This window comes from Rheinheimera tangshanensis, from assembly GCF_014645135.1.
Lineage (GTDB): Bacteria > Pseudomonadota > Gammaproteobacteria > Enterobacterales > Alteromonadaceae > Pararheinheimera > Pararheinheimera tangshanensis.
The window spans coordinates 324,010-336,444 of sequence record NZ_BMLH01000004.1 but is presented as its reverse complement, the minus strand read 5'-3'; the positions used below and the strand labels follow the sequence as shown (position 1 = coordinate 336,444).

General features: G+C 46.2%; 12 protein-coding genes and 4 tRNA genes. 12 read left to right on the top strand and 4 right to left on the bottom strand.

The window, feature by feature from the left end:
• Positions 1 to 70: 70 nt before the first annotated feature.
• The 4 genes from IEW88_RS10490 to ychF all read left to right on the top strand — a co-directional run bounded on the left by IEW88_RS10490 (position 71) and on the right by ychF (position 3,726).
• Positions 71 to 1,006, top strand: coding sequence for a ribose-phosphate pyrophosphokinase (locus IEW88_RS10490; RefSeq protein ID WP_286049765.1), 936 nt, complete (start codon positions 71 to 73; stop codon positions 1,004 to 1,006).
• 368 nt (positions 1,007 to 1,374) lie between these two features.
• On the top strand, positions 1,375 to 1,977 hold the full coding sequence (locus tag IEW88_RS10485) for a 50S ribosomal protein L25/general stress protein Ctc (RefSeq protein ID WP_053425227.1): 603 nt from the start codon (positions 1,375 to 1,377) through the stop codon (positions 1,975 to 1,977).
• Positions 1,977 to 2,567 carry an aminoacyl-tRNA hydrolase gene (pth, locus tag IEW88_RS10480; protein WP_008899749.1) on the top strand — a complete coding sequence of 197 codons (591 nt, stop codon included), beginning with the start codon at positions 1,977 to 1,979 and terminating at the stop codon, positions 2,565 to 2,567. The genes IEW88_RS10485 and pth overlap by 1 nt, the downstream gene beginning before the upstream one ends.
• A gap of 67 nt (positions 2,568 to 2,634) precedes the next feature.
• Entirely contained in the window at positions 2,635 to 3,726 is a 1,092-nt protein-coding gene (ychF, locus tag IEW88_RS10475; RefSeq protein ID WP_147904146.1) for a redox-regulated ATPase YchF, read from the top strand.
• Between the two features lie 159 nt (positions 3,727 to 3,885).
• Here the strand turns inward: ychF and IEW88_RS10470 are convergent, their stop codons facing one another.
• On the bottom strand, positions 3,886 to 4,200 hold the full coding sequence (locus IEW88_RS10470; RefSeq protein ID WP_147904145.1) for an antitoxin YezG family protein: 315 nt from the start codon (positions 4,198 to 4,200) through the stop codon (positions 3,886 to 3,888).
• Between the two features lie 231 nt (positions 4,201 to 4,431).
• On the opposite strand from IEW88_RS10470, the gene IEW88_RS10465 reads away from it, so the two are divergent.
• From IEW88_RS10465 to IEW88_RS10455, 4 genes are all read left to right on the top strand, one after another.
• A complete protein-coding gene (locus IEW88_RS10465; protein ID WP_147904144.1) occupies positions 4,432 to 4,971 on the top strand; it encodes a hypothetical protein in 540 nt (179 codons plus the stop codon).
• Positions 4,972 to 4,988: 17 nt separating this feature from the next.
• A complete protein-coding gene (locus IEW88_RS10460) occupies positions 4,989 to 5,714 on the top strand; it encodes an immunity protein Imm33 domain-containing protein (RefSeq protein WP_147904143.1) in 726 nt (241 codons plus the stop codon).
• A gap of 28 nt (positions 5,715 to 5,742) precedes the next feature.
• Positions 5,743 to 5,940: a hypothetical protein gene (locus tag IEW88_RS18690; protein WP_147904142.1), complete on the top strand. Its 198-nt coding sequence runs from the start codon at positions 5,743 to 5,745 to the stop codon at positions 5,938 to 5,940.
• Positions 5,941 to 6,156: 216 nt separating this feature from the next.
• Positions 6,157 to 6,492 (top strand): hypothetical protein, encoded by a 336-nt coding sequence (locus IEW88_RS10455; protein ID WP_147904141.1) that lies wholly within the window; start codon positions 6,157 to 6,159, stop codon positions 6,490 to 6,492.
• A gap of 264 nt (positions 6,493 to 6,756) precedes the next feature.
• On the opposite strand, the gene IEW88_RS10450 is transcribed toward IEW88_RS10455, so the two are convergent.
• Positions 6,757 to 8,307, bottom strand: a complete 1,551-nt coding sequence (locus tag IEW88_RS10450) for a POT-type proton-dependent oligopeptide transporter (protein ID WP_147904140.1) — start codon at positions 8,305 to 8,307, stop codon at positions 6,757 to 6,759.
• 254 nt (positions 8,308 to 8,561) lie between these two features.
• Between IEW88_RS10450 and IEW88_RS10445 the strand changes: the two genes are divergently transcribed.
• From IEW88_RS10445 to IEW88_RS10430, 4 genes are all read left to right on the top strand, one after another.
• Positions 8,562 to 8,638: transfer RNA gene (locus tag IEW88_RS10445), tRNA-Met, on the top strand.
• Between the two features lie 23 nt (positions 8,639 to 8,661).
• Positions 8,662 to 8,746: transfer RNA gene (locus IEW88_RS10440), tRNA-Leu, on the top strand.
• 27 nt (positions 8,747 to 8,773) lie between these two features.
• A tRNA-Gln gene (locus tag IEW88_RS10435) sits at positions 8,774 to 8,848 on the top strand.
• 59 nt (positions 8,849 to 8,907) lie between these two features.
• A tRNA-Gln gene (locus IEW88_RS10430) sits at positions 8,908 to 8,982 on the top strand.
• Positions 8,983 to 9,093: 111 nt separating this feature from the next.
• Here the strand turns inward: IEW88_RS10430 and IEW88_RS10425 are convergent.
• Together IEW88_RS10425 and IEW88_RS10420 are read right to left on the bottom strand one after the other, a co-directional pair.
• A complete protein-coding gene (locus IEW88_RS10425; protein ID WP_147904139.1) occupies positions 9,094 to 11,226 on the bottom strand; it encodes a hypothetical protein in 2,133 nt (710 codons plus the stop codon).
• A gap of 3 nt (positions 11,227 to 11,229) precedes the next feature.
• Complete coding sequence (locus tag IEW88_RS10420; RefSeq protein WP_147904138.1) at positions 11,230 to 12,435, bottom strand: DUF3142 domain-containing protein; 1,206 nt, start codon at positions 12,433 to 12,435, stop codon at positions 11,230 to 11,232.

Below are 12,435 nucleotides of genomic sequence, written 5' to 3'. Positions count from 1 at the left end.
GCGACACAAAAGGCCTGCTGCATTATTAACCGGACTCACAAACTGCCCTGAGGATCCTACCGTGCCCGACATGAAGATTTTCGCTGGTAACGCCATACCAGAACTCGCCAAGAAGATAGCCAGCCGTTTATATATCAAGCTGGGCGATGCCGAAGTCGGCCGTTTTAGTGACGGTGAAGTCTGTGTACAAATCAATGAAAACGTCAGGGGATCTGACGTTTTTATTATCCAGTCTACCTGTGCCCCTACCAATGACAACCTGATGGAACTCATTGTGATGGTAGACGCCTTACGCCGTGCCTCTGCCGGTCGTATTACTGCGGTTATCCCTTACTTTGGTTATGCCCGCCAGGACAGACGCGTGCGTTCTGCCCGTGTGCCTATCACAGCCAAAGTAGTAGCCGACTTTTTATCCAGCGTAGGTGTAGACCGTGTATTAACGGTGGACTTACACGCTGAGCAAATCCAGGGCTTCTTCGACGTCCCGGTGGACAACGTGTTTGGTAGCCCGGTATTGCTGGAAGACATGCGCAAACGTGAATTCGTAGCGCCAGTGGTTGTATCTCCGGATATCGGTGGTGTAGTGCGTGCCCGTGCTATCGCCAAGCTGCTGAATGACGCTGACTTAGCCATTATCGATAAACGTCGTCCTAAGGCCAACGTGTCTCAGGTGATGCATATCATTGGTGATGTCAAAGATCGTGACTGTATTATTGTCGATGACATGATTGATACAGGTGGCACTTTATGTAAAGCCGCTGAAGCCTTAAAAGAACAAGGCGCTAAACGGGTATTTGCTTATGCCACTCACCCGATTTTCTCCGGTTCTGCCGCTGAGAACATCAGAAACTCAGTGATTGACGAGCTGATCATCACCGACACTATTCCGCTGACTGCAGAAATGCGCGCCGTCAGCAAAGTAAAACAGCTGACCTTAAGCGATATGCTGGCCGAATGTATTCGTCGTATCAGCAACGAAGAATCTATCTCTTCTATGTTTGATTAACTTCAGACTGAAGATTTGAAAAAGGCACCGCTCGGTGCCTTTTTTATGTCCATGGAAGGACGGTATGTCGAAACTGTCGGGAACGGTGTTTCGACGATGTCCATGTAGGGACGGTACGTCGCAACTGTCGGGGTGATAGCGGTCTTTCGAAATGCCAACAGTTTGGCATTTCGCCGATATCACGCCTCCGCCTCTGGTGGAGGCCGGAAAATTGTTGCGACGCTTATAGCTTTCATTTGCAGCCTTAAGGCTGCGGTGATACTATAGCGCGCTTTTTTGCGTCGGCTGGATTTATTTCGCCCACCGAAAAAGCTTCTTCCTGGGGTCAGGTCGCGGAACTCAGGGTCTATTAATTTTTGGAGAATACCATGTCAAACGCCATTTACACGTTAAATGCAGAAGTCCGCTCTGATTTAGGGAAAGGTGCGAGCCGCCGCCTACGTCACGCAGACAAAGTACCAGCTATCATTTACGGTGGTCACAAAGAAGCTCTGTCTATCACTTTAGATCACTCTAAATTGTTACAAGCTCAGGCTAACGAAGGTTTCTACACTCACATCCTGACTATCGTTGTTGGCGGTGAAGAAGTAAAAGCAATCGTTAAAGCTATGCAACGTCACCCGTTCAAGCCAAAAGTTATGCACGTTGACTTCCAACGCGTAGAAGCTGGCCACGAGTTACACACTGTAGTTCCAGTACACTTCATCAACGAAGCTGCTGCTGTGAAAAAAGGTGGCGTAGTTGCTCACCACATCAACGAACTGGCTATCACTGTGTTACCACAGAACCTGCCAGAATTCATTGAAGTGGATTTAGCCAACGTTGAAGTAGGTGTAACACTGCACCTGTCAGACATTAAAGTTCCTGCTGGCGTAACTATCACTGAGTTAGCCAAAGGCGCTGGTCATGACCAAGCCGTTGTTACTGTGAACAAGCCTGCTGGCAAAGCAGACGAAGACACAGCTGAGTAATGACTGAAGCAATTCAGTTAATTGTGGGCCTGGGTAATCCAGGCCCAGAATACAGCCAGACCCGCCACAACGCAGGTCAATGGTTTGTAGAACAACTAGCCCGCCGCTATAACGTTTCTCTTCGTCCTGACAGCAAATTTTTTGGCCTGACTGGCAAATTTGTCACCCAAGGTCAGGAATATAAATTGCTGGTTCCCACTACGTACATGAATTTAAGTGGCAAAGCCGTTGCAGCTATGGCGCAGTTCTATAAACTTTTACCCGAAAACATTCTGGTGGCTCACGACGAAATGGCGATAGCGCCCGGCGTAGCTAAATTTAAACTGGGTGGCGGCCATGCCGGTCACAATGGTTTAAAAGACATCACCAGTAAACTCGGCAATAATGCCAATTTTTATCGCCTGCGACTGGGTATTGGCCATCCTGGCCACAAAGATTTAGTCACAGGTTATGTGCTGGGCAAAGCACCGCAGTCCGAACAGAAGCTGATCGACGAAGCTCTGGATGAATCGATGCGTTGTTTTGAGCTCTGGTTAAGCGATGGCTTAATTAAAGCGCAGCACAGGTTACATAGTTTTAGCGCGGCTTAAGCACAGATTAAGCGCGTCCGGTTCGCAAACGTACGGCTTTGCCGTCTACAGCACAAAGGAAACACCCATGGGTTTTAAATGTGGCATCGTTGGTTTACCAAACGTAGGTAAATCCACTCTGTTCAACGCACTGACCAAAGCTGGTATTGAAGCGGCTAACTTCCCGTTTTGTACTATCGAACCAAATACCGGTGTGGTACCAGTGCCGGACCCACGTCTGAACCAACTGGCAGCTATTGTGAACCCACAGCGCATTCTGCCGACCACCATGGAATTCGTCGATATCGCAGGCCTGGTTAAAGGCGCATCCAAAGGTGAAGGTTTAGGTAATAAATTCCTGGCAAACATCCGCGAAACCGACGCCATAGGCCACGTGGTACGCTGCTTTGAAGACGACAACGTGATCCACGTTGCCAACAAAGTAGACCCGGCAGATGACATAGACACCATCAATATGGAACTAGTGTTATCTGATATGGACAGTGCTGAAAAAGCTATATTCCGCGTCAGCAAAAAAGCCAAAGCCGGTGATAAAGACGCTAAAGCTGAAATGGAAGTGCTGGAAAAAGTAAAAGCGCATTTAGAGCAAGGCTTAACCTTACGTCAGTTAGAATTATCACCAGAAGAAAAAGCGCTGGTGTCCTACATGAACTTCCTGACCATCAAACCTACCATGTACATCGCTAACGTGCTGGAAGATGGTTTTGAAAACAACCCACACTTAGATGTGGTACGTGAAATTGCCGCTAAAGAAGGCGCTATCGTAGTACCGGTCTGTGCTGCTATTGAATCAGAAATCTCTGAACTGGAAGACGACGAAAAAGCTGAATTCTTAGAGTCTATGGGCTTAAACGAACCAGGTTTAAACCGCGTTATTCGTGGCGGTTACTCACTGCTGAACCTGCATACCTACTTCACTGCTGGTGTTAAAGAAGTGCGCGCCTGGACTATCCCGGTTGGCGCCACAGCACCACAAGCGGCTGGCGTGATCCACACCGACTTCGAAAAAGGTTTTATCCGCGCTCAAGTGGTGTCATTCGACGACTTTATCGCCTGTAACGGTGAAGCCGGCGCCAAAGAAGCAGGCAAACTGCGCGTTGAAGGTAAAACCTACGTCTGTAAAGACGGCGACGTAATGCACTTCTTGTTTAACGTTTAAGTTAGACTGATCTGCCTTACAAGCCAAAACCGGACTTTTTAGTCCGGTTTTTTGTTGGGGCTATAGTTTAAACGTATCTTACTTGTAGTTTTTTAGAAGAGTTGTTTGGTTTGTATTTTTCCTGAGCCGATATGATACGAATAGAGTAAATACGACGCTTTAATCATATTTAAAATCAACAGCGAACTTTAAGTTTTCAGCATTTAAATCATACAAGCAACTCAGCCATTTACCTTGATTCGTTTCTATGAATTCATTTCTAAGCTTGACTAATAAATCCAATATTTCATTGTTTGCTTTAGCACCACCTGCAAAGTAATTTATGGCTCCCATATCATCAAAAAAGCTGAACTTAAATGTCCCTACATCATCCTCATTTGACAACTCCGCATCCATCAAAATTTTTTTAGCATTTTGAGGCGCTCGCTCTAACAAGATTTGGCCAATTCTCGTATATATAGCCATATGATTCATTATTCACCTCAATGAAGACCACTCAGGGTAAAGACTTACGTCCAGCCCAAGAGTGTTTAACGTAAATCTTAAGTTTCAAATTACTGTACGCCGCAGTAGTATTGATGCGAAGTTTAGTAGATGTCCAGTAAAGAGTTTGTTGCGCAAGCCCAACTTACTTCGTCATCCGGCTAGGAAAAACTAAGCTTTTTCCCCACCAGTTTGCTTAATGGTTAGCTATTTAAGGTCGCTATGAAGAAAATTATCGCAAGTATCCTAGCTATAGTGGGAATGGGAACACCATCGCTGGCTGAAGAGGCTCAGGATAGCAAAGAGTACATAACGCAAGAATTGCGAATGATGGCGTTGAACTTGTCGCCAAACTCCATTGGCTTGTCCGAGAAAAACTTCCCTCACCAAGTTTGGGGAGTTTTAATGGAAACAGGAACTGACAATGGCGCGTACAGCCTGATTGTTATTGCTGATGGAACAACAAGCTTGTATTTCAGCAACGGCGGCGGAATTATCGGTGCTGGTGAACATGCCTCAGTAAGAGACGTAAGCGCAAATTTTATAGGATGGGCAAACAGATACGTAAGTCAGTCTATGCCTGTAAGTTCATATCCACTTCCAAAGAGCGGGGACACTGTTTTCTACTTTTTAACATTTACCGGAGTTAAATCATATACAGCTAAAGAAATAGAACTTGGCGAAGAAAGAGATCAGCTTTCAAGTCTTTTTCATGCAGGGCACGCTGTGATTGCCGAAGCAAGGAAAGCAAGTGAAAAATAAAACAAGGACATAGGGACATGAGAAATTTATTTAAGAAATTATTTAGCACCGGAGCTACTAAGTCTAGATCGACAGTTTCCGGGATCACCGAATATCAAACAAATCTAGATCGCAGCTTGAACCACTCGGACATCGTTATTCGCATATCTAAAAAAGCGGTTATACCCCAAGACGTACAAATCATATTAGACTATTTTGAAAAACAGATTTTAGCCGGTGTTCAATTCAAAAGCGGAGAAACCTTGCAGCTGGGCTTTGTCCTGAATCAGTTTAAAGAATTAGATGATGGACGATTATTGCTCCAAGAACCAGATATGGTTTCTTTTCCAATTCAATATACGTCGTCTATGGACTTCACTTTTATCACGCTAAGAAACCAAAAAGATGTCGTCGAAAGTATCGACAGGACGCTAGATTTTGACTTCCCAGCCATTACTCAGGCTCTAATGGTTCACAAAGACTATAAATCATCCCCCGCTTTACGGTTGGATAGGTCAGCCTCTGATGGTGTTCGTTCAGGCTGGTGGGTTCACACTAATGATGACTTTAATCCAGATGACTACTACATCACTTCTATGTATCAGTTCGCACTAGACCGACCAGATCTGGTTAAATACCTGGCACTACCTGTCGGCTACAGAGTGTGTGAAATAAAAGGAAAACCGTTCAAAATTCTATTGAATAACAACGAAGTACATTTTCAAGACGGCTCTTATCTTGCGGAACTGAATAAAGGACCGTAATCCCCAAAAAATCAGAAAAACCGACGATATGCAAAAAAAGATTGTTTTAGATATAAGAAAACTATTAGTGGAACACAAATCTAATTTACTAACTCAATTTGATGAATTGGTAAGCGAAGGGAATGCTAAGAAAATATTTCTCTTGCTGGATGAGCAGATCACCACTGGTCAATTACGCCAGTCAATAAGAGAACATATGACAGAGTTATATTTCTTAATTAGGTAAAACAGCCAAGGGGAGACGAGATCAAGTCTTGCGGTGTGCCCCAAGGTTTTGAGTGGATAGCACGGCGATTTATCTACTATCTGGCAGCTTAAAAAGCGAGGATGGATATAGTTCTAAGCAGACCGTCTTTGGCAGGGATGCCAAAGGCGAGCCTATAGGGATATATTTACGGCGTGAAGAAAGTTCAACACTTTGAAAACAAACCTGGAGGTTAAATTGACTAATCCTATTGAGGAGCAACGACAAGTCATAGATCAGCTATATCACATAGTAAAAGGTAGTTGTCCAGTTGATGTCCAAAAAGCTAGGTGTACATTTAGGTATGAAAGATTTATAGATGGTAGCTCACGTGTAGAGCAGGAGTTTTATTTTACTAAAGATGACAAGGAAAGTTCAGAAACCTTAAAACCAGAGTTGCGTAGACCCGTCATGGAGTTAGTTAAAGATTTGCATGCCAAGATGAAGTCTCATACCGGTGGAGACTGGAGTGAGTTTACATTGTTCATCAATGAGGATGGTACTGTAACCAGTACATTTGGATATGGCAATTGATTTGTCCCGTTCATACCGCCAACACGATCTGTGTCCCTCAGAGTCAAGTCTTGCGGTGTACCCAACGTTTTGAGTTGCTACTACTGCAATTTATCTACTATTTGGCAGCTTAAAAAGCGAGGATGGGTATAGTTCTAAGCAGACCGTGTTTCGCAGGGATAGCGAAACGCGAGCCCCCATGGATGGGTTTACGGCGTGTCTGCGTGGACTATGCCCTTCCCGCAGCGACATCCCCCACTACAGCACACACCACATTACACAAGACTAAGCCGCAGCCCTATAGTTATCCAACATAGTATAACTACGTGCATATAAGGCAAAAATAGCAGCTGCCACCAGCGCAAAACCGGCAAAGAAGAACATTAAAAATGCGGTTTGCGACAAGCCTGTGGAGGCCACATGTGACAACACTGTTTCGCTACGGATACTGTTATTCGCCAACAGCACCCATAAGTTACCCACTGTGACCGACAACTGCCAGAAGCTGGTAATAGTGCCTTTCATCGCAGCAGGAGCCTGACTATAAGCGAACTCTAAGCCTGTGGCTGATACCAATACTTCACCAAAAGTTAAGAGTGCATAAGGCAACACCTGCCAGACAATAGACATTACAGTGCCACCGTCCATCGCCAATTGTACTGAACCAATCACAATCCAGCTAAAGCCCGCAAAGGCAATACCAGCGCCCATACGGCGCAATGCAGTAATACGCACACCACAACGTTCCAACAGCGGATACAACACCATATGATTAAACGGGATCAGCAGCATCACCAGCAGCGGGTTTAATGCCTGCATCATGGCAGGTTCAAACCAGTCAGGTTTGCTCATCTCATTGGCCTGTAAAATCCAGGTCGAAGCTTTTTGATCAAACAAAGACCAGAAAGGCGTCACCAGCGCAAATAGAATAAGAATACGCAGCACGGAGCGCACACCATCTACGGCTATATCAGGGTGCACACCCCGTGCTCTTTCCAGCTGAATAGCAGCACCAGCACCACCAAATCCCATCACCAGCACTAAAGCTAAACAAAAAGCAGCGACAAAACCTAAAGTTGCGGTTTGGCTTAAGCTAAACAGCGCTAACGCAAAACCGACTAAAGCTAGGTATAAGCCGCCATTGGCTTTGCCTTGTTCTTTCGATAACAGGGCGGTTTTCACTACTTTTAAAAAGCTATGCGGATCTTTAGGTTCTGGCGCTATATGCACATAACGTTTGCGGCCGAGCCAAAAAAACAAAGTCGCCAAGGCCATCAGCACGCCCGGAATACCAAAAGCAACGGCAGCACCAAAGTGCTTCAGTGTCAGCGGCATTAATAAGGAGGCGAAAAAGGAGCCGAAGTTAATGGTGAAGTAAAAGATATCAAAGGCTTTTTGAGCAAGCGCCTTATTACTCTGGTCAAACTGGTCGCCCATAAAAGCAGAAACTAAGGGTTTAATACCGCCGGAGCCCAGCGCTATTAAAAACAAACCGGTATAAAAGCCCTCCTTACTGGTTTCAAACAAAGCCAAAAATAAATGCCCAATCACATAGACAATGCTCAACCATAAAATAGTGTTGTATTTACCTAAGTAACGATCAGCCAACCAACCGCCTAATAAAGGAAAAAAATACACGCCTATCACAAAGGAGTGAAATACGTCTTTGGCTTCACCCGCTCTTAAATGCTCAGGCACAGCCAACAGCAAAGCCGTCATTAAAAATGGCGTCAAAATATTACGCATACCGTAGAAGCTGAAGCGCTCACACGCCTCACTGGCAATAATGTAGGGGATTTGTCGTGGCCAACGGGCCTGTTTTACATCTGTCGACATGGGGTTTCCTTGCTCTGACTCCCAAGCCGGGAGTTAATTTTTTTAATTTTAATAACAAACCGATACTACCTCATCAGGCGTATATGCCCAAGCAACGGGCAGAAAAATCAAAAAAACTGGCTGTGTTGACATCAACTTGCATAGAAAACCAGCAAACAAACCGAATAGACAAAGATGTGGTAAAAAAACGGTTGACGCAAAAAAGTCTGGTGAGCATAATACGCGCCACTTGCTTAGGACAACTAAGACATAGTGGCTACATAGCTCAGCTGGTTAGAGCACAGCACTCATAATGCTGGGGTCGCAGGTTCGATTCCCGCTGTAGCCACCACTTAATTTGTTCGTCCAGTGTTAGCGGAAATGGCGAAATTGGTAGACGCACTGGATTTAGGTTCCAGCGCCGCGAGGCGTGAGAGTTCGAGTCTCTCTTTCCGCACCAAGCAAGTAAGAATTCTGCAGTTTCTGCAGGGGTATAGCCAAGCGGTAAGGCAGCGGGTTTTGATCCCGCCATTCTGGGGTTCGAATCCCTGTACCCCTGCCATTTAATTGAAGTGGCAGTGTAATCATCAAATTACACAATTTTAGCTACAACAGTTCTGCAGGGGTATAGCCAAGCGGTAAGGCAGCGGGTTTTGATCCCGCCATTCTGGGGTTCGAATCCCTGTACCCCTGCCATAAATTGGAACCCAGCTTCGGCTGGGTTTTTTCTTTTCTGCTATCTTCATTTCTTTTAATTTCAGGCAAGTAGAAAAGCAGAGCTTTCGCTGTAAAAGCTCTGCCAATGAACTAAGCCCTTTTTAGCCTTTTGATACCAAACCACCCCATCACACCAACGCCAGCCAGTAATAACGTTAACAACAACCACTTAAAAGGTCGCAACATTTTTCGGAGTTGAAGTTCAAGGTTATGGTAGTGGCGCTGTTTAGCCGCAACAAAATCCGGCTCAGGGCAGGTCTGACCGAACTCAGCCCCCCAGCTGACATAAGGCCCTTGTTGCAGATACTGCTGATAATAACCTTGAGCCAATTCTGGCTGGCGTATTAACAGCCATTTTGTTGAATGACATAAAGTCGCAGCAAAAGCCTGACTGTTGTGTGGCACAAGCTGAGCTGCTTCTGCGGATAGTTCAGCCGCCAGTTGCCGGTAATGGAATCTGTTGCTGTAGGTTGAAGCTGAACTCTTTACACGTTGTATTTCAGCAGCAGCTAAAGCCGGTGTTTTTGCCTCAAATTCATAAGGCTCAAACTGGCCATAAAACACCTGATAGTCGGGCGCAAGTTCAAAACCCAATAATTCCAGACCATGTGCTCTGGCAAGCTTTGCCTGTTCAAATAAGGCTTCAGCTTTAGCATGATCAGTCCAGCTGCCAGCGGCATTTTCTGCATGCTGCTGATAACGCTTTGCCAACTGCTTTAGTTCAGGGTCGATAAAATAGGCTTGTGCCTGCTGGTATTCACCAGAGCGCATTAAGCGTCTGGCCGTTAAATGATGCAATAACACCTCAGTTGGTGTATCACCAAAATAATGCCATTCGGATTTCTCCGGTACAGCAGTCACAGGATGCAAAGCTACAAATGTGGTCAGCTCGTCCAGCGTCAAAACCCGCTCTGCGATATAAGCCGTGTCCTGCCAGTACTCAGGGCCTGCCGCTATCAGCAAAGTAATAGCCTGTAAATAATCGCCGCGGCTTAATTCCAGGATGCCGTGTTCGGCCTGGATGCGACAATACTGCTGTGCCTGCAATTCTTCGATGGACGCTTTGCTGTAATCATCCTGCTGTACTGCTGGCAACTCCGCCTGTGTTAGTGCTGGGGCAAAAGATTTACTGGCTTTGGCATAAAACTCTGCCGCCTTGGCCGTATCCCCTGCTTTTAATGCCATTTTGGCTTGCAGCCACCAGGCTTGCGGACTTTGATCCAGATGAGGCAATAACTGCTTTACCAAATCAAACTGGCCCTGTTGATAAGCTACTGTGGCAAATTGAGTCGCATTTTTTAATTGAATGTCAGGAACCTGATTCAGTACCACCAGCAGACGCTGTAACTGTTCTGGTTCCAGATAACTTAAAGCACTGAACTGTGTCATCAGGTAACGGCTTAATAAAGCGGCCACAGCCGGAGTTTGTACTAAAGCTATTAATTGCGGATCCGGCATCGCAGCCAGCTCTTTACTCAATAGCAATAAAGAAGCGCGGCCACTTTCACTCCAGCGACTTTGTGCTGCATATAATCCTATAGCCGCAGCCCAATCGCCTTGCTGTTTAGCCAGTTTGGCCTGTTCGCCTAAACTGGCCACAGCCAGCTGCAAAGGATCAGCTAATCCAGCCGCTACTTCTTGTTGTAGCTGGCTATATAAAGCTGAGACTTCACTAGTTTGAGTCTGAGTATTTTGCTTTAGTAAGGCACGTCCTAACGAATACAACGCCCAGCTACGCCTTTGCTGTTGTTGCTCTAACGGCAAAGCCAGCACCTGGCGGAATAATTCAATGGCCTGTTGATAGTCGTGCTGTGCAAAAGAAACAGCTGCTGCTGTGTAAAAACGCAATTCAGCGGGCAAAGCTTCACCCACGGACAAGGCCTGCTGCACTGTAGCACTTTGCCTCATCTGCTGGACTAGCTTTGCTTGCTCTTGGCTCAGCAGCTGCTGCTCTGCTTGTTCTGTGGCGCTTACCCAGCGGTCGTTTTGATAATCATAGGAGTCTTCGAATACCACGGCCTGAGGTTTGGCTATCAGGGCAGAAAAGTCAGGTACAGTCGCAGCAAGCGCCTGAACCTCCACTAAAAACAGGGGCTCAGGCAGTACAGCAAAAGTCTGGGCCCTGTCCGAACTCAGCATCATTGGAAAGTCAGGCCCACAAGCCACAGCGCTGCCAGCTAACGTCATGCAGCTAAGCAGTAAGGCTTTGTTAAATTTCAGCATACGTCATCCTTTAAATGCCCAAAGGGTTAAGTGTTGACAAGTGGCCCAGCCCAGCACCAGTCGTTGGCGGGGTTGCAGCATAGCTTCAGCTTCGGTTAAAACAAACTGCAGCTGATTTTTATCTTTTGAAAAGTTAAGCTGATAGCCGGATACCGCATCGGCGGCTTTACAGTGACCACCAGATAAGTTGATCTGTGGCGGTAATGACGCAGCGACAAACCCATGGTTCTCTGCCACAACCTCAAACTGTGGCGCTTCGCCTTGCAAACTTAGTTTTAAATCAGCAGTGAGGGTTTTACCCGAACTGACAGCTTGCAATTGGGAATAAGACCAGCTGCGTTTGTCGGATGCTAAAGGCAGACGAAACCAGGCCAGCCCCTGTAACAGCGGCCAGTTTTGTTGCTTTAACCACAAGCTAAAGCCCTGCACTGCTAACGCATCGAGCCATAACTCTTGTCGCTCACCTGGGCTTTGTAGGGCCTGTTCGCTTTCCACCAGAGTGCTTTGTTCTTGTTTCAGTAAAGCGGAATGATAAGAAGGCACCGCAATATAAAATGGTTTCTGCGCCTCTGCTGCTAATTGCTCAGTCCAGTCTTTGGCAAGATTTGGCTGAAACAGCCCTTGTTCAGGCGATATCACTGAATGCACCTGTAAGGTCAGTTGGTCTACCTGCTGTTGCAGTTCAGACCAACCAGGCTTGCCTAACCAGTCCGGCAAAGCCGTAATGCTTAAAGCCAGAGTCTGAGGCAGCACCTGACGTAATTCATTGATCCAATTCGCGTAAGCACCAAGCTGACTGCTGGCACAGTCATAATCCAACTCAAGTTGAGTGACTTTCACACCTTGCTGTTGCCATAACTGCAGCAGTGTCAGTATTTTTTGTTGCAACACGGCTTTTGGTAAGTGTTTGAGCTGGCCATCAAGCCGCACCACCAAATGTACAGCCCGTCCATCTGCAGCAAGCAGAGCTAAATCAACCTTAGCTTGTGTCCAGACCGGGCCAACTTTGGTTTGATGGTGCTGCAAGGCTAAAACCCTCAATACACTGAAATCAGCTTTGCTTTGGGCCAAAGCCTGGCGATGATCCGAGTTCCACACCCGCTGCCAGATATAAATATGCTGACTAAAACCAGAGCTGGCCTGAGGTGTACAAGAACACAACAAACAAAGGCTAAATAACAGAATGAGAAGTTTACACTGAGTTTTCAA